21 protein-coding genes are annotated in these 23,427 nt (G+C 67.2%); 9 read left to right on the top strand and 12 right to left on the bottom strand.

The features are described from left to right. Window positions 1-60: 60 nt before the first annotated feature. From J2W14_RS11445 to coaD, 8 genes are all read right to left on the bottom strand, one after another. A complete protein-coding gene (locus J2W14_RS11445; RefSeq protein ID WP_307462501.1) occupies window positions 61-1,089 on the bottom strand; it encodes a TolB family protein in 1,029 nt (342 codons plus the stop codon). Further along, window positions 1,086-2,378 (bottom strand): MFS transporter, encoded by a 1,293-nt coding sequence (locus J2W14_RS11440; RefSeq protein WP_307462500.1) that lies wholly within the window; start codon window positions 2,376-2,378, stop codon window positions 1,086-1,088. Before J2W14_RS11440 ends, J2W14_RS11445 begins: the two co-directional genes overlap by 4 nt. 4 nt (window positions 2,379-2,382) lie before the next feature. Continuing rightward, window positions 2,383-3,075 carry a hypothetical protein gene (locus tag J2W14_RS11435; RefSeq protein WP_307462499.1) on the bottom strand — a complete coding sequence of 231 codons (693 nt, stop codon included), beginning with the start codon at window positions 3,073-3,075 and terminating at the stop codon, window positions 2,383-2,385. 130 nt (window positions 3,076-3,205) lie between these two features. Beyond that, the gene (gene mutM, locus J2W14_RS11430) at window positions 3,206-4,180 is read right to left on the bottom strand and encodes a bifunctional DNA-formamidopyrimidine glycosylase/DNA-(apurinic or apyrimidinic site) lyase (protein ID WP_307462497.1); all 975 of its coding nucleotides are present in this window, start codon (window positions 4,178-4,180) and stop codon (window positions 3,206-3,208) included. Window positions 4,181-4,189: 9 nt separating this feature from the next. Then, on the bottom strand, window positions 4,190-4,951 hold the full coding sequence (gene rnc, locus J2W14_RS11425) for a ribonuclease III (protein ID WP_307462495.1): 762 nt from the start codon (window positions 4,949-4,951) through the stop codon (window positions 4,190-4,192). 21 nt (window positions 4,952-4,972) lie between these two features. Beyond that, the gene (gene rpmF / locus J2W14_RS11420) at window positions 4,973-5,176 is read right to left on the bottom strand and encodes a 50S ribosomal protein L32 (protein ID WP_009356569.1); all 204 of its coding nucleotides are present in this window, start codon (window positions 5,174-5,176) and stop codon (window positions 4,973-4,975) included. A 36-nt stretch (window positions 5,177-5,212) separates the two neighbouring features. Further along, on the bottom strand, window positions 5,213-5,737 hold the full coding sequence (locus J2W14_RS11415; RefSeq protein WP_282380402.1) for a YceD family protein: 525 nt from the start codon (window positions 5,735-5,737) through the stop codon (window positions 5,213-5,215). 173 nt (window positions 5,738-5,910) lie between these two features. After that, window positions 5,911-6,411, bottom strand: a complete 501-nt coding sequence (coaD, locus tag J2W14_RS11410) for a pantetheine-phosphate adenylyltransferase (RefSeq protein WP_307462492.1) — start codon at window positions 6,409-6,411, stop codon at window positions 5,911-5,913. A gap of 48 nt (window positions 6,412-6,459) precedes the next feature. On the opposite strand from coaD, the gene J2W14_RS11405 reads away from it, so the two are divergent. The 3 genes from J2W14_RS11405 to J2W14_RS11395 are packed head-to-tail and all read left to right on the top strand — an operon-like array spanning window position 6,460 to window position 9,304. Then, on the top strand, window positions 6,460-7,317 hold the full coding sequence (locus tag J2W14_RS11405) for an SDR family NAD(P)-dependent oxidoreductase (RefSeq protein WP_307462491.1): 858 nt from the start codon (window positions 6,460-6,462) through the stop codon (window positions 7,315-7,317). Further along, window positions 7,314-8,522, top strand: coding sequence for an aminotransferase class I/II-fold pyridoxal phosphate-dependent enzyme (locus J2W14_RS11400; protein ID WP_307462489.1), 1,209 nt, complete (start codon window positions 7,314-7,316; stop codon window positions 8,520-8,522). Before J2W14_RS11405 ends, J2W14_RS11400 begins: the two co-directional genes overlap by 4 nt. Then, window positions 8,522-9,304 (top strand): spermidine synthase, encoded by a 783-nt coding sequence (locus J2W14_RS11395; RefSeq protein WP_307462488.1) that lies wholly within the window; start codon window positions 8,522-8,524, stop codon window positions 9,302-9,304. The genes J2W14_RS11400 and J2W14_RS11395 overlap by 1 nt, the downstream gene beginning before the upstream one ends. On the opposite strand, the gene rsmD is transcribed toward J2W14_RS11395, so the two are convergent. The 4 genes from rsmD to thiL are packed head-to-tail and all read right to left on the bottom strand — an operon-like array spanning window position 9,301 to window position 14,315. Continuing rightward, the gene (gene rsmD / locus J2W14_RS11390) at window positions 9,301-9,906 is read right to left on the bottom strand and encodes a 16S rRNA (guanine(966)-N(2))-methyltransferase RsmD (RefSeq protein WP_307462487.1); all 606 of its coding nucleotides are present in this window, start codon (window positions 9,904-9,906) and stop codon (window positions 9,301-9,303) included. The genes J2W14_RS11395 and rsmD overlap by 4 nt on opposite strands. Window positions 9,907-9,936: 30 nt before the next feature. Beyond that, window positions 9,937-12,186 carry an ATP-dependent DNA helicase RecG gene (locus tag J2W14_RS11385; protein WP_307462486.1) on the bottom strand — a complete coding sequence of 750 codons (2,250 nt, stop codon included), beginning with the start codon at window positions 12,184-12,186 and terminating at the stop codon, window positions 9,937-9,939. Further along, window positions 12,176-13,237, bottom strand: coding sequence for a DAK2 domain-containing protein (locus J2W14_RS11380; RefSeq protein ID WP_307462828.1), 1,062 nt, complete (start codon window positions 13,235-13,237; stop codon window positions 12,176-12,178). The genes J2W14_RS11385 and J2W14_RS11380 overlap by 11 nt, the downstream gene beginning before the upstream one ends. A gap of 22 nt (window positions 13,238-13,259) precedes the next feature. Further along, complete coding sequence (gene thiL / locus J2W14_RS11375; RefSeq protein WP_307462484.1) at window positions 13,260-14,315, bottom strand: thiamine-phosphate kinase; 1,056 nt, start codon at window positions 14,313-14,315, stop codon at window positions 13,260-13,262. Between the two features lie 188 nt (window positions 14,316-14,503). On the opposite strand from thiL, the gene J2W14_RS11370 reads away from it, so the two are divergent. The 6 genes from J2W14_RS11370 to J2W14_RS11345 all read left to right on the top strand — a co-directional run bounded on the left by J2W14_RS11370 (window position 14,504) and on the right by J2W14_RS11345 (window position 23,370). Beyond that, window positions 14,504-15,100 (top strand): YdcF family protein, encoded by a 597-nt coding sequence (locus tag J2W14_RS11370; protein ID WP_307462482.1) that lies wholly within the window; start codon window positions 14,504-14,506, stop codon window positions 15,098-15,100. Window positions 15,101-15,168: 68 nt separating this feature from the next. Then, window positions 15,169-15,450 (top strand): hypothetical protein, encoded by a 282-nt coding sequence (locus J2W14_RS11365; RefSeq protein ID WP_307462481.1) that lies wholly within the window; start codon window positions 15,169-15,171, stop codon window positions 15,448-15,450. Between the two features lie 60 nt (window positions 15,451-15,510). After that, window positions 15,511-16,656 carry a non-hydrolyzing UDP-N-acetylglucosamine 2-epimerase gene (gene wecB / locus J2W14_RS11360; RefSeq protein ID WP_307462478.1) on the top strand — a complete coding sequence of 382 codons (1,146 nt, stop codon included), beginning with the start codon at window positions 15,511-15,513 and terminating at the stop codon, window positions 16,654-16,656. A gap of 240 nt (window positions 16,657-16,896) precedes the next feature. After that, on the top strand, window positions 16,897-17,595 hold the full coding sequence (locus J2W14_RS11355; RefSeq protein ID WP_307462477.1) for a phosphocholine cytidylyltransferase family protein: 699 nt from the start codon (window positions 16,897-16,899) through the stop codon (window positions 17,593-17,595). Window positions 17,596-17,700: 105 nt separating this feature from the next. After that, a complete protein-coding gene (locus tag J2W14_RS11350; RefSeq protein WP_307462475.1) occupies window positions 17,701-19,482 on the top strand; it encodes a hypothetical protein in 1,782 nt (593 codons plus the stop codon). Between the two features lie 219 nt (window positions 19,483-19,701). Continuing rightward, window positions 19,702-23,370, top strand: coding sequence for a CDP-glycerol:glycerophosphate glycerophosphotransferase (locus tag J2W14_RS11345; RefSeq protein ID WP_307462473.1), 3,669 nt, complete (start codon window positions 19,702-19,704; stop codon window positions 23,368-23,370). The last annotated feature ends 57 nt before the right edge of the window (window positions 23,371-23,427 follow it).

Below are 23,427 nucleotides of genomic sequence, written 5' to 3'. Positions count from 1 at the left end.
CGGCAGTTATGGAGCAATCGACGGGTATTCAGGGCTCAGGATCCACGGCGGAGACTCCGGTCAGCGCAGCACCGACGGGGACCAGGCGTGTTCGATATAGAGGGAGGAACGGGACGCGGGATCGGCGCTGATCTGCCAGATATCGCTGTCTCCGGCGGCGCCGTCGCGGGCGAGTCCGTAGAGCAGTGTCTGGTCGTCACGCCACTCAATCTGGTCGTCGACGCTCCGCGGCTCGGACAACACGGTTTCCTTCCCGGTGGCCAGGTCCAGGAACGCGACACGCCAGTGCGCGGCCAGCGGGCTGCCGGTGTTCTTTTTGTACGCGATCCGGGTGCCGTCGGGCGAAAGCGACGGGCACTCCACGCCGTCGTGGATTGCCGTGAGGGTTCGGGCCGAAATACTCCCCTGCACCAGCCAGATGCGGCCCGATGATGCCGCCGTCGCGTAGAACGTGTCGCTTTGGCCCGGGGCGAAGGTCACACCCCAGATATTGCGGTCTGCGGCGGTGACGCGCGTGCCGTTGACGAGGAGGGCGAAGTCCTCCAGGTTCCCGGTCCCGCCGCTTCCCTGCGCGGTCGTGATGGACGTCTCCGTGGAGAAGCCCCCGCTGCCGTACGAATGTCCCGTGACAAACACCGTGGTGGCCACCAGGGTCCCGTCGGCATTCAGCCGGGTGCGGCTGGGAATGCCAGGTACGGCCCAGTTCCTGGCCGGCTGCCAGTCCGGGTTCAGCAGGACAGCTTCGAAGCTGGTCACCAGCCCCCGGCTGGTCTTCAGGCAGACGATGTTCTGCAGGGTGCCGTACACCCGGTCGCAGGCCACTCCTGCCAAAGACCGCTCCCCGGCAGGGTCCGAGAGCGGAACGGTGCCAATCATCCCGTACCCCTGTCCGGGCGCCGTATTGCGGAACAGGACAGAGCCCCTCGCCAGCACGGCGGCGCCGGACGCCACCCGCGCGGTCGATACCGCCGTCCGGCTGTCCTGGAAGCGCTGGAAGGCAACGGCGGCGTAGGCTCCGGCGGCGACAACCACCAGCGCAGTGACCACCAGCAGAATCCCCCACCGCAGTTTGCTCCCGACGGCGGTCAAGCTGCCGGCCTCTGCCGCAGGCCGCCGCGAAGAATGAACCAGGACGCCACAACGCCCACGGCCAGGAAGCTACCAACCACCACCATCGCCACGGAGGGACCCAGCGCGAACCACAGGACACCAAACCCGACGGAGGCGGTCATCCGGCTCAGCGCCACCACCGTCTGGGCGGCGCCGAGGCCCGTGGCGAGTTTGTCCGGCGGCGTCAGCTGGCTCGCCAGCGCCGCCAGCACCCCGTCGGTCGCGGCATAGAACGCTCCGAGCAGAACCAGGCACGCCACGGTGGGTCCAAGTCCCCCGACCGGGGCCGCAGCCAGCAGGTAACAGGCAAGAAGGGCGACGTGCCCGGCAATAAAGACCCGCGCCTTGCCCCAGCGGTCCGCGAGACGGCCCAGCGGAACGGCGAGGATCAGGAACACCACGTTCGTGCCCACGTACAGCAGCGGGAACCACTGCACAGCAAAGGAGTCCCGGTCCTGCAGCACGAGGTAAATGAAGCCGTCCCCCACCGTGAGCAGGCCCAGGAGGCCGGCGGCGACCAGGAGACGGCCAAGGCCGGGCTCACGCAGGAGGCGCCAGCGGAATCCCCGCCCGGGCCCGGTCTTGCTGTCCGGCGCCGCGCTGCCCGGCTGCCGGGTTTTCAGGTTCGGGACCAGAAGCGCGAGCACTGCGACACCGATGATGGCGAAGGCCAGTGAGACGACGAAGACGGTGCCGTATCCGTTGGGCATCAGCATGAGGATGAAGAACGCCAGCAGGGGACCGCCCGCCGCCCCGATGTTGTCCAGCATCCGGTGCACGCCGAAATGCCGCGCCAGATGTTCCGGCTGGGCTGACACTGTGATGAGAGCATCGCGCGGGGCCGTCCGGATGCCCTTGCCGATACGGTCGCCCGCCACGACGGCGCTCAGGGCCCAGAATCCGCTGGCGAACAGCAGGCCGATCCGGGCCACCATGGAAAGGCCGTAGCCTGCCAGGGCCACCCGTTTGGGGCTCCCGATCCGGTCGGACGCATAACCGGCGGCGATCCGGACGACGGCGCTGGCGCCCTGGTTGATGCCATCAAGGATTCCAAACGCAATGGCTGACAGGCCAAGGAACCCGGTGATGTACAGGGGCAGGATCGCGGACACGGACTCGGACGATACGTCGGTGAGCATGCTGACCACGCCCAGCCAGAGAATGACCGGGGAGAGACGGAAGGGCGTCTGCAGCGGTCCGGCCGGCCCTGTGGCCGGCGGAGCCAGGTCCTTCTTGCCGCCGTTGCGGTCCGACATGGAGAGGTACATGTCGTTACCCGCCTGTCGCCGCGTGCAGATTCCCCAAGAGCAAGAACCGCGTGCTCCCCGTCCCGGTGGCAACGGTGGTGAGAGTCACCGAGTCATTGCCCCTGCTGAACCGCATGGACTGCTGCCCCTCCCCGGCCGGTACGCGTTCGGACCAGAACTTCAGGGGCCCCAGGATCTGCTGGAAGTGCCCCACGACCGAGTCCTGGCTGGAAGTGACGATGGCGTCCGCGGAAATCTGCAGGGATCCATCCGCCGGGGAGACACCCGTTGAGACAACCACCGCTCCGTCCGGGAACGAGATCGCGTCCCCGGGGAATCCGTCCACGATTTTTCCCTGGGCTGATGCCATTGCGGGCAGGGGCAGGCTGACGAGGGGAACCGGAGGCGAGGGCACCGGCAGCCCGGAGGGCGACGCGCTCACGGGCGGCAGGACTTCACGCCCGCCGGGCGCCGGGGCGGAACCGTCGGCGGCTCCGCCGTCCGGCGCGGCCGCGCCACCGCCTGCACCCGCCTGCGCCGCCCCGTCGGCCGCGACGGGACCGGTGCTGGATCCGGCGGCCGTCGGACTGCTGCCGGCCACCGGCGCGGACCGCGACTCAGCGGGCGGGCCCGCCGATATCTGGTCCAGCACGACGGCGGTGCCCCCGAGGATCGCAGCCACGCCGACCCCGGCGATGACCAGCCGCTTGGCCCTCACCGGCTGCCCGCAGCACGCGCAAACGCATCCACCGCCACCACGGTTCCCAATCCCCTAGCACCCATCGCCACAGTCTTTCAGCGTGGTGCGCGGTTCGAAAGGAGTAGGACTACCTGTTTTTCGGGTGCCGCTACCAACGACCGTTGCGCGGCCGGGGCTGGCAGACCGGGCACGAGTAGGAGGAACGGTTCATGAACTGGTCCCGCCTCATCACGCCGGCCAGGCCGGCGGCGGCGCAGCGTTTGCATTCCCTGCCCTCGCGGCCGTAGGCGTTGAGCGAGCGGTCGAAGTAGCCGGAGGCCCCGTTGACGTTGACATAGAGCGAGTCGAAGCTGGTGCCGCCGGCCGCCAGGGCCTCGGTCATGACCTCGCGCGCGGCGTCGAGGACACGCGCGGCCTCCGCCCGCCGGAGCGTGTCGGTGGGCCGGGCGAAGTGCAGCCGGGCCTTCCAGAGTGCCTCGTCGGCGTAGATGTTGCCGATTCCCGAGACGAGGCCCTGGTCCAGCAGCGCGCGTTTGAGCCCTGTCTTGCGGCTCCGCAGACGCCGGTAGAACTCGTCAAAGGAAAAGTACGGGTCCAGCGGGTCGCGCGCGATGTGGGCGGCTTCCTCGGCGATCAGCGGCAGCGGCGTTTCGGCGAGTCCGCCGGGCGCGCCGTCGGCCGTGGGGATCAGGGAAGTGAGGAAGAGCCCGCCGAAAATGCGCTGGTCCACGAACCGGAGCTGTTCCGGCATGCCGTCAGCGGGGCTGAGCAGTAATCGCACCTTCAAATGCTTCTCGTCCGCAACGGAGGAGTCCTGCATCAGCAATTGCCCGGACATGCCCAGGTGCGCCATCAGGGCCACGGAGGGCTGAATGGTTCCGCCGGCGGCGCGGGCACCGGGTTCAGCGGCGGGAGTGTCCGCCAGCGGAAGCCAGAGGAACTTTCCCCGGCGGACCACGTCCAGGACGCGTGCGCCCTCCAGGTTTCCGGCGAAGTCCTCCGGGCCGAGCGCATGCCGGCGGACGGAGCGCGGATCCACCACTTCAACAGCGGTGATGGTCCGGCCCCGAACCCAGCTCACCAGGCCGCGGCGGACCACTTCGACCTCGGGCAGTTCAGGCACGGTGCGTGCCTAGGTGCCGGTCTGGGACTGCAGCTGCTGCGCTTCGGGCTCCACGGCTTCAACAGGCGCCGCTGGTTCCGGCGCGGCAGCCGACGGCGCCGACAGCCTGCGCCACGCATCCGCGGCAGCTTCCTGCTCGGCTTCCTTTTTGGAGTTGCCCGAGCCGGTGCCGTAGTCGTTGCCGCCGATCCGCAGAATGGCCTCGAACGTCCGGGCGTGGTCCGGCCCGGAGCCCTCCACGGCGTAGTTGATCGTCCCGAGCTGCCGGCTGGCCGCCAGCTCCTGGATGCTGGTCTTCCAGTCGGTGCCGGCGCCGAGCGCGGCGGCGTCCTTGAGCAGCGGCCCGATGAGGCGCATGACCAGCTGGCGCGCCGTCTCGATGTCATTGGAGACATAGGTGGCGCCGATCAGCGCCTCCACCGTGTCCGCAAGGATGGAGGCCTTGTTTTTGCCCTCGGTGAGCTTTTCGCCCTGCCCGAGGTAGATGTAATCGCCAAGGCCGATGCTGCGGCCGATGCCCGCCAGGGCCCGGGTGCTGACGACGGCGGAGCGGCGCTTGGCCAGGTCCCCTTCGGGCAGCGTGGGGTTGTCACGGTACAGCGCGTCGGTTACCGAGAACCCCAGGATGGAGTCGCCCAGGAACTCGAGCCGTTCGTTGGTGGGGATGCCGCCGTTTTCGTAGGCGTAGGAGCGGTGTGTGAGCGCAAGACGAAGCGTCCCGGCGTCAATAGTGACACCGAGACGCTTCAGAAGCTCTTCAGTTGAAGACATCTTTTTCAGCCAGTTGGCGGATTAGACGTCTGCGACCTTGCGGCCCTTGTATTCAAGGAACAGCGCGGTGCCAGCCGAGTCGGTTACGACCTTTGCCTGGTGCGGCAGGCTGTACGTGACCTGGCCGTTCTCGACAGTCTTCACCAGGTGGGGGGCAGTTGCCTTCCACTGGGAGCGGCGGGCGCGGGTATTCGAGCGAGACATTTTCCGCTTCGGGACAGCCACGGCTAACTCATTTCTCTCTAGAAAAACACTTACAAATCAGTTTTGCCGGTCAGGCTTAGCCAAGTCAGCTAGGGCAGCCCAGCGAGGATCTACGATCTCGTGGTGATGCCCCGGCTCGTCTTCCAGGCGTACTCCACATTCGGAGCAAAGGCCCTGGCAGTCTTCCCGGCACACCGGCTGGAACGGCAGCATGGTTACAACTGCGTCCCGCAACACCGGCTCAAGATCGATCAGATCGTGCTCGACTCGACGTTGCTCTTCTTCGTCTTCTTCATCCGAGAACTCAGCGTCCTCGTAGAAGAAAAGTTCTTGCACATTGACCTCCAGGTCATACGCAAGGGGATCCAGGCATCGGCCGCATTCGCCAGTAACTTCGACGTTTGCGATTCCTGATACCAAAATTCCTTCGTGTACGGCCTCGAGCCGCAGATCCAGCTCGACATCCGAGCCTTCCTGCACGCCAATGAGTGCCACACCGAGATCACCCGGTGCGGGTACATGTTCCGTCAGCGTCCGCATGCTTCCCGGACTGCGTCCGAGGTCCTTGACGTCGAACGCCAGGGGCGAACTAGCATCTCGTTTAATGAGAACTCCTGTTGAACATATGACCGACGTACTATCTTAGCCTGATCTTCCGGGCGGACTCAAACCGGGGGCACGCCTGCGGTTCACACCGCAGGCCGCTTTGGATTCGGCCTCGCAACCGGCAGCAGGCCGCCGAGTACCGATCAAGCCTACCCTCTGCGCGGCTGATCCCGGACCGGCTCGCCGGAGGTCAGCCGTTTCAGCACCGAGCGGGGCACGAACTCGGACACATTGCCGCCCAGGGTGAACACTTCCTTGATCAGGGTGGAGGACAGGTGGAGGTAGTGGCCCTCGGCGGGCAGGAAGACAGTTTCGACGCCGGTGAGCTGGCGGTTCATCGTCGCCATCGGCAGTTCGTAGTCAAAGTCGGAGGAGGACCGGAGGCCCTTGACGATGGCGTCCACGCCCCGCTGCCGGCAGTACTCGGCGAGGAGCCCCTCCCCCACCGGCTCCACCACGATGCCGCGCAGGGAGGCCAGGGTTTCCCGGGCCATGTCGATGCGTTCCTCGAGCGTGAAGCGGTATTTCTTGGCGTAGTTCGTGGAGACGCCCACTATGACCTCGTCGAAGAGGCCGGCGGCCCTGGCAATGACTTCCAGGTGGCCGTTGTGGATGGGGTCAAAGGAGCCAGGGCATACGGCGCGTCTCATGCTCCGAACCTACCGTATTGCTGCCGCGGGCCGGGATAACATGGCTGAATGTCAGCATCAAGCATTCCTTTCACCGTATCCGGAGGCGTGGTTCTCGTGACGGGAGCCGCCATGGGCATGGGCCGTCTGTACGCCCTGCGGGCGGCCCGCGAGGGCGCCGGCGTCGTGATTCTCTGGGACGTCGACACCGACGGCCTGGCGAAGACCGCCGCCGAAGTGACCGCCCTCGGTGCGCGCGCCGTCGTCCGCCGGGTGGACCTCGCCGACCGCGCCGCCATTGCCGACGCCGCTGAGGCGTGCCGGGAGGAGGGCCCGCTGACGCTGCTGGTCAACAACGCCGGCATCGTCCGCGGCGCACTGTTCTGGGAGCACCGCCCGGAACGGGACATTGCCCTGACCATGGAGATCAACGCGCTGGCGCCGATGTACGTCACCCATGCGTTCCTGCCGGGCATGATGGGCGACGCCGGCCGGCCGCGCCGGATCCTCAATATCGCCTCCGCCGCGGGCACCGTGTCCAACCCCAGGATGAGCGTTTATGCGGCGTCCAAATGGGCCGTGATCGGCTGGAGCGATTCGCTGCGGCTCGAACTCGAACAGCAGGGCTTCGGCCACCTCGCCGTGACGACGTTCTGCCCCAGCTACATCTCCACCGGGATGTTCGACGGCGCCCGCGGCCCGCTCCTGACGCCGCTGATGACGCCGGAGGACGCCGTGGACCGGGCCTGGCGTGCCACCGCCGCCGGACGGCCCCAGCTGGTCGCCCCGGCCACGGCGCAGCTGGGTAAGGTCCTGCGCGGCCTGCTACCGGTGCGGGCGTGGGACTTCGTGGGCGGGAAGGTCTTCGGGATCTACTCCACCATGGACAAGTTCACCGGCCGCGGCGAGAAGGCGGGCACCCGATGAGCTCCCCGATGCAGTCCCCGTGGCAGCGGACCGCGACCGGCGCCAACCTGCTCTCCCCCGACGGCACGCTCGGCGTCACGATCTTCGAGGAAATGACCACCCTCGCACTCCAGACCGGCGCCATCAACCTTGGCCAGGGCTTCCCGGACGAGGACGGCCCGGTGGAGATCAAGGCCGCCGCGCAGGCGGCCATCGCCGCCGGCGCCAACCAGTACGCCCCCGGCAAGGGCATCCTTGAGCTGCGCGAGGCGATTTCCCTCCACCAGGAGCGCTTCTACGGCCTGGAACCGGACCCGCAGACCGAGATCATCGTCACCACCGGCGCCACCGAGGCCATCGCTGCCTCGCTGCTCGCCCTGGTCGGCCCGGGCGATGAGGTCCTCACCTTCGAGCCGTTCTACGACTCCTATGGCGCCATCATCGGCCTCTCCGGCGCCCGCCACGTCACCGCCCCGCTCCTGGCCCCTGACTTCATGCCGGACCTGGAGGCCCTGGAAGCGGCATTCAACAGCCGCACCAAGGTCGTGCTGGTCAACAACCCGCACAACCCGACCGGTGCGGTGTTCCCCCGGGAGGTGCTGGAACTCGTCGTCGAACTCGCCGTCCGGCACGACGCCATCATCATCACCGACGAGGTCTACGAACACCTCACTTTCGGTGCCCGGCACATCCCGGTGGCCACCCTGCCGGGCGCCGCGGACCGCACCCTGACAATTTCCTCCGCGGGGAAGACCTTTTCCTTTACCGGCTGGAAGATCGGCTGGCTCAGCGGGCCGGAGCACCTGGTCTCCGCCGCCCGCACGATCAAGCAGTTCCTGAGCTACAGCTCCGGCACCCCGTTCCAGAGCGCCATTGCGGCCGGGCTGGGCCTGCCGGATGAGTTCTATGCCGGCATCGCCGATACCCTCCAGCTCAAACGCGACATCCTCAGCGAGGGCCTGCGGGCCGCGGGACTGGACGTCTTCACGCCGCAGGGCACGTACTTCGTCAACGTGGACACCGCGCCGCTGGGCATCTCCGACGCCGTCGACCTGGCCCGCCGGCTGCCCGCCCTGGTGGGCGTCGCCGCGATTCCGGTGCCGGTGTTCTGCCACCCGGAAGGCGCCGAACGCACCCGGAGCCTGCTACGCTTCGCGTTCTGCAAACGGATTGATGTGCTGCAGGAAGCCGCCGAACGGCTCGCGACGCTCCGCGACCGGCTCTGATGGCGGACACGCCCGCCGCCGCGCGCTTCCTGCGCACCACCGGCCAGCACGCCACGATCGAGCCCGATGCCTTCACCGAGGGCGGCTTTGTGCTCAGCATCGGCGGGGCGGAACAGTCGCACGTCAACCTGGCGGACCCCTCGGACATCTTCTACGAGTACCTGCGCCGGATCGGCCACGTGGTGGATCTCGCGGCACCGTGGGGCGAACCCATCACCGCCCTCCATCTCGGGGCCGGGGCGCTGACCCTGGCGCGCTACATTCAGGCCACCCGCCCGGGCTCGGTGCAGTACGCGGTGGAGCTGGAACGGGAACTGCTGGACTTTGTGCTGCAGCAGCTCCCCCTGCCCGAAGGCACTGAGCTGCACCCGCTGATCGGTGATGCCCGGGACGCCTTGGCCGAGCTGTCCCCGGACCTGCGCTTCGACGTCGTGATCCTGGACATCTTCTCCGGGCCGGAGGCGCCCGGGCACATCGCCTGCACGGAGTTCTACCGCGAAGCTGCAGCGAAACTCAGTCCCCGCGGCGTGCTGATCGTCAACGTGGGCGACGAACCCGGGCTCACGCTGGTCCGGAGCCAGGTGGCCGCGCTGCGCCGGGCGGTGGCCGATGTGTCCGCCTTTGCCGAGGCCGGCATGTTCAGCGGCCGCTACCCGGGCAACATCATCCTGACCGGAACGCAGGGGCCCTGGCCGGAAGCATGGACGGCGGCGCTCACCGCCCGCGGACCACACCCCGCGAAGGTGCTCTCCGGCGTCGCGCTGGACGCTTTCGCGGACTAGGTGATGTCCTCCGGTTCGGCCTCCGGGCCTTCTTCCGCGCTGGGTTCGGCAAACCAGAGCTTCGTTTCCCCGTACTTCCGTTCCGCAAACCGTTCCATTCCGTCGGGCCAGGACGGCTCGGGGGTCCGGGACGAGCGCTCCACGACGACGACGGCGCCCTCGGCCAGGTGCGGGAGCAGCTTGGCGAGCACCCCGGCGAGCGCCGGTTCGTCGAGAGGGTAGGGCGGATCGAGGAAGACGAGGTCCCAGCGGACGGCGTCCTGGGTCCGGTCCAGGAACGAGTCGACCTTGGAGCGGTGCACCGTGACCACCTTGTGCCGCGCGACGGTGTTCACGAGGTCCGCGTTGCGCTGGCAGACCTCGCTGGCCTTCCCGTCGGATTCCACCAGGTCCACACTCTGCGCACCGCGGCTGGCGCTTTCCACGCCGAGTGAACCGGACCCGGCGTAGAGGTCCAGCACCCGGGCGTCCGCGATCACCTCGAAGGCGTCCAGCCGGGAGAAGAGCGCCTCCTTGACCCGGTCCGTGGTGGGCCGGGTCAGGGACCCCGGGACGCTGACCAGGGTGGTTCCGCCCGCGGCCCCGGCAATGATGCGGCTCATGGCCGGGCCGCCCTGGATGCATGGATGGTGTTAGCCGCGTTCAAGGAACGCCTCCTTTTCCGGATTGAGGTATTCGTCGATCGCCGCGGCGAGGACGGGGTGGGCGCCCAGTGACGGGTCGCCGCCGACGATCTGCCAGGCGTCCTGCCGGGCCCGGGCGATCACGTCCTCGTGTTCAAGGACCCGCAGCAGCTTCAGCGTGGACCGGCCGCCGGACTGGGAGGCGCCCAGGATGTCGCCTTCACGGCGCAGCTTGAGGTCCTCCTGGGAGAGAACGAACCCGTCGGTAGTGGCCGCGACGGCGTCGAGCCGGCGGCGGCTCGGGTGGCCGGGTTCCAGGCTGGTGACGAGCAGGCAGGTGCCCGGCAGCCCGCCGCGTCCCACCCGGCCGCGGAGCTGGTGGAGCTGCGAGATGCCGAAGCGGTCCGCATCCAGGATCACCATGAGGGTGGCGTTGTGGACGTCCACGCCCACTTCGATGACGGTGGTGGAGACCAGGAGCTTGGTCTGGTTGGCGGTGAAGGAGGCCATGGTTTCGGATTTCAGCACCGGGTCCAGCCGGCCGTGCAGGGGGGCCACGGGCACACCGGCCAGGGCCGGTTCGTCCCGCAGGAGTTCGACGACGCCGGCCACGGAGGCCAGCTCGCGGGCCCCGTTGTCGCCGGCCAGGTCGGCGGCCGACGGTTCGGCCTCGCCGGGACTGAAGTCGCCGTCGTCGTCCGAGCCGATCTTGGGACAGACGATGTACACCTGGTGGCCGGAGTCGATCTCTTCCCGGGCGCGGCTCCAGATGCGCGTGGCCCACGCCGGGTGCTCCGCGAGCCCGACGACATGGGTGGTGATCGGTGCGCGGCCGGCCGGGAGTTCGTCGAGGACGGACGTTTCGAGGTCGCCGAACACGGTCATGGCCACGGTCCTGGGGATGGGGGTGGCGGTCATCACGAGCAGGTGCGGGGGCTTGCTGGCCTTGGACCGGAGCACATCGCGCTGTTCGACGCCGAACCGGTGCTGCTCGTCGACCACGATCAGGCCCAGGTCGTAGAAGGAGACGTTGTCGCTGAGCAGGGCGTGGGTGCCGATGACGATCCCGGCGGTTCCGGAGGCGGCGTCCAGCATCGCCTGTTTCCGGGCCGCGGTGGGCATGGATCCCGTGAGCAGCGTGACCTGGACCGCGTCGGGGCCGAACCCGCCCAGCATGCCGTCGCGGGAGAGCGGCCCGAGGGTGCGGCGGATCGATTCGAAGTGCTGCGCGGCGAGGACCTCGGTGGGGGCCAGCAGGGCGGCCTGACCCCCGGCGTCCACCACCTGAAGCATCGCGCGCAGGGCCACGATGGTCTTGCCGGAGCCGACCTCGCCCTGGAGCAGGCGGTTCATCGGCGAGTCCTGGGCGAGTTCCGCGGCCAGGGTTTTGCCGACGGCGGCCTGGCCGGCGGTCAGGGTGAACGGCAGCTGCCGGTCAAAGGCGGCCAGCAGCCCCTCCGGCACGGCGCGGCGGGCGGTCGCCTCCTCGGCGGCGAGCTGGGCGCGGCGCCGGGCGAGGGCTGACTGGAGCACCAGGGCTTCCTGGTAGCGGAACCGGTCCCGGGCGTGCTGCCAGTCCGCGGGGCCGTGCGGGGCGTGGATGAGTCGGTAGGCGTCGGCGACCGGCACGAACCTCTCCCGGGCCGTGATCTCCGCCGGCAGCGGGTCGGGAACGGCGTCCAGGTCCGCGGTGTCCAGCAGCGTTTCGACGACCTTCTGAATGGACCAGCTGGTCAGCTTGCTGGTGGCCGGGTACACCGGGATGGGCATGGCGGCGAGCTTCTCCGGGTCGACCCCGGGGGTGTCCGGGTCCTTGTCCAGCAGCTGGAAGTCGGGGTTGGTCAGCCCCAGGGCGCCGCCGTAGCGGGTGATCTTCCCGGAGAACAGGGCGCGGCGGCCCGGCTGCAGCTCCGCCTTCGCCCGGTGGCCGTTGAAGAAGCTCACCTTCAGCGTGCCCGGCCGGCCGGTCCCGGCGCCGGCGTCGTCGGTGATCACGACGTCGGTCAGCGAGCCGCGGCGGGTCTTCATGAACCGGGTGCTGCTGGAGACCACCCGGGCAATCAGGGTGACCTCCTCGTCGAGCGGAACCTCGCTGATGGGGGTGAGTTCACCGCGGTTCATGTAGCGGCGGGGGAAGTAGTTCAGCAGCCCGCCGACGGTGGTGATACCGAGGTGTTTTTCGATGACCGCTGCGGAGCGCTTGCCGATCCGGCGTTCAAGGTCCAGCCCCAGTTCGGCGTTGGCCAGGTCAGTGTTCATGTCCGTCGGGGACCTGCCCTGCGGGTTCACGGTCGCCGGCGCTGAGGGGCTCGGCATCCGGCACGGCAAGCTCGCTGACGCTGATGTCCGAGGGTTCGCCGAGCGAACGGATCAGGGCCACGGCGGGCCCGGAGTGCGGCACGTGGACGTGGACACGCCAGCGGTAGGCCCCGGAGGCGTCGGCTGCCCCGCTGACCTGGCTCATGATGACGGAGTCACCCATTTCGTCGAGACGCTGGCGCATCATGGCGGCGTCCAGCGGTGAAAGGGTGATGGTGCACATGACTTCCACGCCGTCATCCCGGGGCATGCCGGCGTGGATGTGCGGGTCCTGGACGTCGTAGCCGTGCAGGCCGTCCAGCAGCTGGTCCTGGAGTTCCTCGCCGAGGACGGCGGAGCGGAGGCAGTCGAGGATCAGCAGCATCCCGACGCCGCCGGCATCCACCACATGGGCGGCGTGCAGTGCCTCCAGCTGGTCCTCCGTGCGCACCACGGCCGCGAGGGCGGCTGCTACGGCGGCGTCGAGGGCCAGGCCCAGGGTGTGGTTGCTGTCATCGCCGTCGTGGGCCGAATCCACGGCAGCCGCGGCGCGCGCGGCGGCTTCCATCACGGAGAGCATGGTGCCGGGAACCGGGTCGCTCAACGCTGACCAGGCCCGGAGCTGGGCCCGGTTCAGCGCGGCAGCCAGCAGCGGAGCGCTGAGCCGGGGGTGGCCGGCAAGGGGTTCAGCGGCGGCGCACAGGAAAACGGCGAACAGCGTGCCGGAGTTGCCGCGGGCCTTTTCCATGGCCGCCAGGCCGGCCCGGGCGAGGATAACGCCGACGTCGTGCTGGGCCGGATCCGGCGGAGGAAAGGAACGGACCGGCGGATCCGCGGCGATCTGGGGTATCGCGGCGGTGTCAAGGCCGTGGAGTGCCTGGGCGGCGGCACGCACCGTGAGGTAGAGGTTGGTGCCGGTGTCGCCGTCGGCGACGGGGAAGATGTTGATGGCGTTCAGGCGGTCGCTGTGGTTTCCAAGCGTCGTTTCTGCCTTGCTCAACCACCGCTTCATCGCTTGCGCGTTGGCGGCAATTTTAGTCTGCAAAGTGATCCCATCCCACAGTGTCAGCGGGCCTGCCCGCTATCTTGACGCCCGTGCTGTCCGTTGGTGCAGGGGCTTCTACCGAGCCTATCGCAGTGAAACCGCGAGGCAGCTGAAGACCTGGGGGGAATGTGGCCAGCAGTCCGTGGTCCTCCCCGCCGCCCAGGATCCAGGCCATCGGATCGGTGCCGAGCAGTTCGGCGGCGGGCAGGAGCGGAACCGCCAGTTGCTCCAGTACCGACGCGTCCAGGTTCAGGACGGCGTGGCTGGCGGAAGCCATCCGGTGGCCGTCCCGGACCAGCCCGTCGGAAATGTCCATCATGGCCGTCGCGCCGGAATCCCGGGCCAGTGGACCTCCCGCCAGCGGCGGCAGGGGCCGGCACTGGGTGTCCATCAGGGCGCGCTGCGCCCTGGTCAGCGCCTCGACCGGGACTGCCGATTCCAGCAGTGCGAGACCCGCCGCGGCGCGCCCCACGGTGCCCGCCAGCGCGAGAATGTCCCCCGCGCGGGCGCCGGAGCGCAGCACGGGTGAGCCGCCGTCGAGGGTTCCGAGAATTGCCACACTGACCGCCAGCTCGCGGCCGCGGCCGAGGTCGCCCCCGGCCACGGCGCAGTCCGGGGCGCCCAGTTCCCGGATGCCGGCACTGAGTCCGTCGGCGAAGTCCTCGACCCAGGCGACCCGGGTGTCCGGGGGCATGGTGAGGCTGACGACGAGTGAGGTTGCGCGGGCACCCATGGCGTTGATGTCGCTGAGGTTCTGCGCGGCCGCCTTCCAGCCGACGTCATAGCCCGTGGTCCGGTAACCGTTGCTCCATTCGAGCCGGAAGTCCTGGTCGGCCACCTGGGTGTCGATGCTGAGGACTGTCCGTCCGTCCGGGACTGCCACGATGGCGGCGTCGTCGCCCGGGCCCAGGATCAGGGACGGGTTGTGTTCCTGGCCGTAGTGCAGGCGCGGGAAGATGCGCTCCAGGAGCTGGGATTCGGAGAGCTCCGCTACGGTCAGGGGCGCTTTGGGCAGGATCGCATCAGACGGAGCCGCTTCAGGCACGGTCGCTTCAGGCACAGTCGCTTTAAACGGGGGGACAGTCTTGTGTTCAGGCACAGCCCTAACGCTACCGCGAGGGGGGCGCCAACGGCGGAGGTTCGTTGTTGCGGGGGTTCCCTGGGAAAGCTGCCTGGGACGCCGCGCTGGCAACGTTTTCCCCGCTCCCTCGAGGCCATGCGAGACTCGTAGGCATGCCCCCGCCACTGCCAGCGCTGAACGCCGCACCCCGGCGTGTCCGCTGGGTTCTGGCCGCCGTTTCCGGCGCCGCGATGCTGTGGCTGGTGGTGGCAATTCAGTTATTCGTCAATGTGGATCCCTTGAGCCTGCACCGCACGGACGCTGTGATCATGCTGGGCGGGGCCGCGTCCGAACGCCTGCCGGTGGCACAGAAGCTCCAGGGCGAGCTCGAAGCACCGGTGCTGGTGCTGTCCCACACAGACACCCTGGGCAATGCGGCGGCCGACGACATCTGCAACTCGGCCGCGTTCCCCCGCCCGGGACTGGTATGTTTCCGCCCCAGTGGCATGGACACCCGGAGTGAGGCAGAGATCATTGCGGACCTTGCTGACGCCAACGGCTGGAAGTCCCTCACTGTGGTGACGTCCAGCTACCACGTCACCCGTGCTGGACGGCTCATTCAGCAGTGCACGACGGCGGACGTTCAGATGGTTGCCTCCCGTCCCGTGCTGAGTCCGGGGCAGTGGCTGCGGCGGTTTGTCATTGAAACCGGGGGCCTGATCGATGTGTCCCTGCGGCCGGAATGTACGGATCAGCGGGCGGGAATGTAAGAATTGGAGGCGATCAGGTTGAGTCCCTCAGCCTAGTGACGATGTATTGAGGCGAGGAGGACCGGCTGTTGGGTGATCCTGCCGACGATGCTCCCCGGCTTGTAGCGGCCCCGCGCCACCTGCGGCGCCGCGCCCTCCGCGAGGAGATTCCGGACACGCTCCTGGTTCCAGGTGTGGAGCCCGTCCCTTACGCCCCCCGGAGCGCCGCCCCAGCCAAGCGCGCTGCCGAACTGGACCCCGACGACGGGGAAGTGGCCTACCGCCGCAAGCGCCTGGCTGCGCTGGTAGCAGTCATTCTCGTCGCCGTCACCGTGCCTGCCCTGGTCATCGCCCTTCTGCTTCTGGGCTAAGCCCCCCGTCCGATTAGTCTTGCCAGACCGCACTGCCCGAGTCTTTTTGGGGGAACATCCATGCACAGCATCATGCCGATCTTCGGCACCAGGCCCGAGGCAATCAAAATGGCGCCCGTGATCAACGCCCTTGAGCGCTCGCCGCATTTTCGCTGCATCGTTACAGTGACTGGCCAGCACCGCGAAATGCTGGACCAGGTCAACGAACTCTTTGGGATCGTGCCCGACCACGACCTGAACATCCTCCAGCACGGCCAGTCGCTGTCCGCCATCCTGACACGGACCATCGATGGGCTGGAGAAGCTGTTCACGCACACCCGGCCGGATGCCGTGGTGGTCCAAGGGGACACCACGACCTCCACCGCCGCCGCGATCGCAGCGTTTTACCACGGGATCCCCCTGGTGCACGTCGAGGCAGGGCTCCGCAGCGGGGACCTCCGCTCCCCCTTCCCGGAAGAGGCGAACCGCAAGATCACAAGCCAGATCGCGAGCCTCCACCTGGCGCCGACGAGCGTCAGCAAAGGCAACCTGATTGCGGAGGGCATTAGGCCGGAAGACGTCGTCATCACGGGCAATTCCGTCATCGACGCCCTCCTCACCACCGTAGGCAAGTCCGTTGCCTTTACTGACCCGCAACTTGAGGACCTGGCCGCCAGCGGCAGGAAAATCCTCCTGGTCACAACCCACCGCCGGGAGAACCAGGGAGATGCCATGCGCGGCGTGGCACGGGCCTTGGCCCGGATCGCCGACGCCGAGCGCGAACTGGTGATAGTCCTGCCGGCCCACAAGAATCCCGTTGTGCGCGAAGCGTTACTGCCGCTCCTCGAAGGAAAAGCCAACGTCGTTGTCACCGAGCCTCTCCCCTATGGAGAGTTCACGCGGCTGCTGTCCCTGGCGCACTTCGTGATCACGGACTCGGGAGGCGTGCAGGAGGAAGCTCCCAGCCTCGGCAAGCCTGTGCTGGTAATGCGGGACAACACCGAACGGCCGGAAGCCGTCAAAGCCGGGACCGTGGCGCTCATCGGCACGGATGAGGAGCGGATTGTTGCCGAGGTGACACGTCTGCTCAGGGACCCCCAGCACTTCGCAGCCATGGCGAACGCCGTCAACCCCTACGGGGACGGCGAGGCTGCCGGCCGAACCGTCGCAGCCATTGCGGAACTGCTCGGCGTCGGATCCCGCATCGGCGAGTTCGCCGGCGGGTAGTGCGGCACCGCACCGACTGCACGGCGGCCGGGGCCGGGGAAGTTAACAGTCGGGGCCGGGGGCGTTAACGCAGAGATAACGTAAGGTTGCTGGCTTTCTTGGGCTGGCAGGGGGCAAGCCGGTATGCTTGGCTGCGGGGGACGCTCACCTTGGCCCGTTTACGGTGCCGAGACGCCTGATCGAGTGATGCTACGGCTCGCCGCTCCCCGTCCCAAAGCACACTCGTTGAAGAGGAAACCAATGAAAATTCAAGCCGTAATTCTGGCTGCCGGAATGGGCACGCGTTTGGCGCGCCCGCACCCGAAGCCCATGACGGAGCTCAGTGATGGCCGGACCATCATGCACCAGCAGGTCCAGAACCTGCACACCAAGTTCGGCAAGAAGCTGCGGCTGACCATTGCGGTCGGCTTCAAGCTGGAGATGATCCTCGAACACGTACCGAACGCATCTTTTGTGTACAACGAGAACTTTGACCAGACGAACACCTCCAAGAGCCTCCTGAAGGCGGTCCGGAACTCCGCCAAGGGCGGCGTGCTGTGGATGAACGGCGACGTGGTCTTCGACCCGGATATTCTCGGGATGCTGCTGCCCTATATCCAGCGTGACGAGTCGTTCATCACCGTGGACATTTCCTCGGTTTCGGACGAGGAAGTCAAGTACACCACCGACGCGGATGGCAAAATCTTGGAACTGTCCAAGGTTGTCCCCGCCGACGTGGCCCACGGAGAGGCTGTCGGCATCAACTTTGTCAGCTCGAAAGACAAGAAGAAGCTCCTCAAGCGACTGATTGAAGTCGACGACCAGGATTACTTCGAGAAGGCCATCGAGCTGACCATCAAGCAGGACGAGGTCAAGTGGACTCCGGTCGACATCAGCGATTTCTACGCCGTCGAGGTTGACTTCCCGGACGACCTGGTCAGGGCCAACGCCAGCATCTAGGGCAGCCCTAGCGACTACGGCGACCGTTTGGACACCAGGCCTGACGATTGCCCCGCCGACTCCAACAGCAAAGGGCCACACCAGCACGTGCGACAAAACGGCAGGATGCAAGTATCGCGACGGGAGGCCATCAAGTGGTCTCTCGCCGGCGCGACCGGAGTCACCCTGCTGGGCTTGTCCGACTCCACCGGCCCGGCAGGCGCCGGCGGCGGCTCACACCTGAGATCTTCTCCTGTCTCATCGCTGACAACCCTGGACGCCACGGTTGTCCTCGGACCCCAGCGTGCGTCCCGGCTGCCCTACCGGTTCCTTGCCCCAGGTCCGGCCCTCGCAACCCAGGTCCGCGAGGAGCTGTGCGCGCGCAACAGCAGTTCCAACGGCCAGCGGACGGGGCTGGCCGCTTTTGGGCACCTGACGGACAGTCACGTTCTCGACGCGGCCAACCCGGGGCGGCTGTCCTTCTTTTGGCAGTACTTCGATTTCGCTGACGGGTTCCCCGTCTCCGGGCTGTTCCGGCCGCAGGACCTGCTCACCGTTCATGTGCTGGACGCGACGGTCCGAAAGCTCAACGCCGTCGGACTGGGCCCCATCAGCCGACGACCTCTGGATTGCCTCGTCACCACGGGGGATCTCACCAACGCCTTCGCCCTCAGCGAATTGTCCGCCGCGGTCAGTGTGTTTAAGGGCGCTCCGGCAACATCCCACCCGGCCGACACGTACGAGGGTGTCCAGGATCATGGACCGGCCCCCCTCGAACTGTCCCAGAACATCTGGCATCCGGAACCGGAACCTGAGCTGGCGCCCCGGGATGACTGGAAAGCCGTACACGGATATCCCACTGTGCCTGGACTCCTCGAGGCGGCCATCAGGCCGGTAGACGCCGAGGGCTCGGACTTCCCCTGGTATATCGGCGTCGGAAACCACGATGAGGCCGGGCGTTCAGACGGGGATCCAGTTTCAGCGAAAACCGACTTCGTCGACACTCTCCGCGTCGGCGACCGGCTTCCGATGCGGCTGCCCCCCGGCATCGACGAATTGGACTTCTGGGAAGAAGTCAATGAGTCCAGCGCGAACGAACGCCGGGCCCTCATGGCGTCCATGCCTTCGCGAAAGGTGCAGGCTTCGAAACTCCGCCGCGAGTTCAGCAAGGAAGACTTCATGGATTCCATTGCAGGCAACGGCGGGCACGCCGGCGCGGCCGCCGGCCGCCGTCCCGAAGGCCAGCCGTACTACACCTTTGACATCTCACCGCAGGTTGTCGGCGTCATGCTGAACACGGCTAGCCCGGACGGCGGCGGCGGCGCAGTGCTTGACGCCGCCCAGGCGGCGTGGCTGGAGGAGCAACTTGAGGGCGTATCGGCGAAGTCCTACGATCCGAAGGGCAAACTCACCGTGAGGACTGTTGAAGATCGACTTGTGGTCTTGTTCAGCCATCACCCGCTGCCTTACTTTGACGAGGCCACGCGTTCGCCGGACGACGGTGAACCTCCCCTGGACCGTTCAGCGGTGCTGCGGCTCATCTCCAGGTTTCCGAACGTGGTGGCCTGGCTGAACGGCCACACGCACAAACACCAGGTGACACCGCACGAATCCGAATTTGACCTCGGTGGATTCTGGGAAATCACGACAGCGTCGCTCATTGACTATCCGCAGCAGTCGAGAGTGCTTGAGCTCATGGACAACGGCGACGGAACACTGTCCCTTGCCGCAACACTGGTGGACCATTCGGCTCCGGAGAGTGTGCTCCATGACGGACCTCACAGTCCGGCATCCATGGCCGCCTTGAGCCTTGAGCTGGTGTTGAACCGGCCCGGCCTCGACCCCGCCGAGGTGATGGGATCCGCCGGGGACCAGAACGTCGACCTGGTATTGCGGAAACCCTTTTGACGCTGGCACCACGAACGGCACCATGAGGTGACGTGCCAGTATTGACGGAATGCGCCGAGCCACTGCGCCCGGAACGACCAATGACTTGCAGCAATTGAAATTGAAGTGACAACCACCGGTTGGATCCGGACGAGGGAAGCGAATCCAAGAATGCCAGGTCCCAAGCAGAGCCAAGCTATAGCTGCGTTGAAAGCTGCCGCCGAGAGAAATCTCCGGCGTGTGTGGCGGGCATTGCCCCCGGAGCAGCGGAAGCAGATCCGCAAGGTGGCGCACCCGGCCAGCGTGGCCAAGCTCCAGAGAACCGCCGCGGCGAAGCCCGTGGCAGCCCTGCAGCGGCCCCAGCTCGCCGTTGTCGTCCTCCTGACAGAGGACGCCGGCGATCCCGCCGCGACGTTGCGGAGCCTGGTGGGCCAGGAGCCGGCCGCCCTGGAAATGTTTGTCGTGGACACCTCCCTGGCCGGTCTCGGCCGAGCGCAGGTCCGGGAGTTTGCGAAGCGCGACGGTCGGGTCAAGTACCTCGCGCTTGCAGGCTCCGGTGAAGAGGCAGCCCGTGGCCACGCCGTCGCGCAGAGCCACGCCCCCTTTTTGATGTTCCTTGCTGCCGGGGACATGATCGAAAAGGCCAGCCTGGATCCTATGCTCCGGTCGCTGCGGACGAGCGGTTCGTCCTTCGCCGTCGGTATGACCGGAATCGTCAAGGGCAAGATCAGCTCGACGCCGGTATGGCAGCGGGACATCCATGCAGAGCCGCGGCCGGCCGCGGCTGTTTCGGAGCTTCCGGCGATTCTGCGTGACGGTGCCCTCGCCAACAAGGTGTTTGGGCGGGAGTTCTGGACGTCAGCAACCGCCGATATATCGACCGGAGGTGAGCACTGGCAGTACGAGGCGGTTCCCACCCTTTACTCCCGGGCAGAATCCTTCGACATCCTTGACCTCAAGGTCGTCAATACTTCCGCGGACGCCTCTGTCCGCCCCCTGGCACGCGAGCTCCTCTGCCAGATGCAGTACCTGGAGGACCGTCTCGCCAGGCTTGAATCCCTCACCGCCAGGTTGCGCCCCACACTGGACCCGGAAGCCTATCGGCGGGTGCTTTCGCAGGAACTGGGCAACGGCCTCTTCCGCTTCTATGAAGTGGTCCCCCGCACCGATCAGGCTTTCTGGGACACGCTCCACACCGCGGTCCGCCGCCTCAGTGAAGGCCTGGAACTGGACTGGGACGGCATCAGAATCCACAACCGACTGATCCTCTCGGCTGTCCTCGCGGACCGGCGGGAGGACGTCGTCCGGATCTGCAACCACCGGAGCGACTACAACTCCAGCTTCCCCACCCAGGTCACCGGGGACGGGCTGTTGGCGCAACCCAAGTATCTGGTCGAGCTCTCCCACTACGACCCGGAACTCCTGCCCTGCCGCGAGCTCGACCTCCGGTTTGTCAGCAAGATGACGCACTTCGCCTGGCAGGCTGACGGCCGGCTGGAAATCGGCGGTCACGCGTACATCTCCTCCGTGGATCCCGTGGAGGGGAACCTTTCGATCGGGGTGTCCCTGGTCAACGCCGACGGCGGAGTAGTCCCGCTGGCGGTGCAGCGCCACACGGACCAGTCCATCGACTGGGAATCCAACGACAACTGGACCTCCTACGCCGATGCCGGTTTCCGTACCGTCATTGACCCGGCTGCGATGCTGGAAGGACCCGGGGCCGGCGGCCCCGCCGAGTGGCATGTGGTTCTGACGGTCACTGCCGCCGGCAGGAGCTTCGAGGCGCCCCTGACGCGCCGGGACGCCAACGGTTCCACCGGGACACTGCCTGTGGGCCCCCTGCTGGACACATCCCGGATGGCCGTGGAAATGCGTCCCGCCACGACCGGCCTGACCTTTGTGCCGGTAAAGCCCTTGTACGTTGCCACCTCACTGGAACTGGCGGGGCGGACCCTGAAGCTGGCAGTGGAAGCGCATTCCGCCCCGGTGGCCGCAAAGGTCTCCCTCGAGTCGCTCAAGTTCGGTATCCGCGCCACGGCCACCTGCCTGAGCGTGGAGGGCGCCCGGGCGCTGTACGCCATCGACGTGCCCGACCTGGCACCAGGTGCCGCCGCGACAGCCGAGTACGAGTGGCAACTGCGCCTGGACAGCGGTTTCAAGACACCCCAGCCGGTTGCCTGGCCGGAAGGCTCTTCGGAGCTGGAGGCCCAGTCCGACCAGACCCGGAGCCTCAGGCTGGGTCTGACCGGTTACGGGTTTGTGACCCTGAAGGAGCGCAGGACCCGCGTTATCGCCTCCTCCGTGGAGGTGTCAGCGGATCAGCGCACCCTGCGGATCGAGGGCACTGCGGATCTGCCGGTCATGCATGCTCCCCGTTTCGTCCTCTCCAGCGGGAAGGCAGTCATCCCCGCAACGGACGCTGCGCTGACGGTGCGGACCAATAACGGAAGCAACGCGTTCACCGCCGATTTCCTGCTCCCCCACAACCCGTGGGACGGCGAGGAAGTGATGCCCGAGGCCGGCGCGTACAGCGTGCGCTTCGTCGCCCCGGGGGTCGCCGACCACCAGGGGTACTGGATCCCGGCGTCGTCCGGGCTGCAGTCCCAGATGCCCCGGCGGATAGCGGCCGACCGGGTGGAAGTCGGAGTAAGCCGCACCCCCAAGAACGCCGCCCTGGCGATCCACCTTCGGCCGCCCCTGGCGGCGGATGAGGTGGGACGGTTCGGCCAGCAGCTGCTCCGCACCCCGGTCACGGTGGGCGGGGAGGCGGAACTGAAGGACGCCATCCTGTTCATGTGCTTCGGCGGACGGCGCGCCACGGACAGCCCGCGGCGCCTGCTGGAGGAATTCCAGCGCCGGGGCAGCCAGTGGCCGATGTACTGGGCCGTTGCTGACTTCTCGGTGCCGGTGCCCGCAGGAGCCGAACCGGTGCTCATAGGATCCCGGCGTTGGTACCAGCTCCTGACCGAGTCCAGGATCCTGATCAACAACAACAACTTCCCGTTCTACTTCCGCAAGCGTGAGGGACAGGTCTACATCCAGACCTGGCACGGGACGCCTTTGAAGAAGCTCGGCAACGACGTCGCCCGCACGAACTTCTCGCTGTCCTACTGGAACCTCATGGGGCGGGAGGCCGAGTACTGGGATGCCCTCCTGGCCCAGAACGACTACGCGGCCGGCGTTCTGGCCAAGTGCTTTGGCTTTGACGGGCGTGTTGTCGCCGACGGCTATCCCCGCAATGACAGCCTGACCCGCGAGCGGATGGAGCAGGACCGGCCCGCAATCCGCCGCCGGCTCGGCATTCCCGAGGGAAAGACCGCGATTCTCTATGCCCCCACCTGGCGCGACGACGCCAAGAACGCCTCGCGGCAATACGAAATGGTCACTTACCTCGATTTCGAGAAGGCGCAGCAGCAGCTGGGCGACGACTACGTGCTGCTCCTCCGCGGGCATCACAACATCGCCGGCCAGCGGCAGACCGCGGCGAACGAATTTGTCATCGACGTGACCGAGTACCCGGAAGTCAACGACCTGTACACGGCCGCGGACATCCTGGTCAACGATTATTCGTCCGTCATGTTCGACTTCTGCGTGACCGGCAAACCGATCATCTTCCTGACGCCGGACATCGCCCAGTACCGGGACGAGACCCGGGGCTTCTACTTCGATCTGGAGGAAACGGCCCCCGGCCCGCTGCATAACACCACCGAGGAAGTAGTGCGGTCCATCAAGAACATCTCGTCGGTTTCCCGCCGTTACGAGCCCAAGTATGCTGCGTTCGTCGAGATGTTCGCGCCGTACTGCGACGGCGACGCCACCAGCCGTGTCTTTGATGCGCTGTGGCCGGACGGCGCGGAGCGTCCGCTGGCGCTTGGTTCGGGCCAGCCATCGTCGCCCTCGGAGGGCTAAGCGGCCGAGGGCGCACCAACGAAGCAAACATTGCCAGGCGCCAGCCAGCCCTGCCAC

Source organism: Pseudarthrobacter oxydans (assembly GCF_030812335.1).
GTDB lineage: Bacteria > Actinomycetota > Actinomycetes > Actinomycetales > Micrococcaceae > Arthrobacter > Arthrobacter oxydans_B.
The sequence above is the reverse complement of the archived record's forward strand: the minus strand, read 5'-3'. Positions and strand labels throughout refer to the sequence as shown.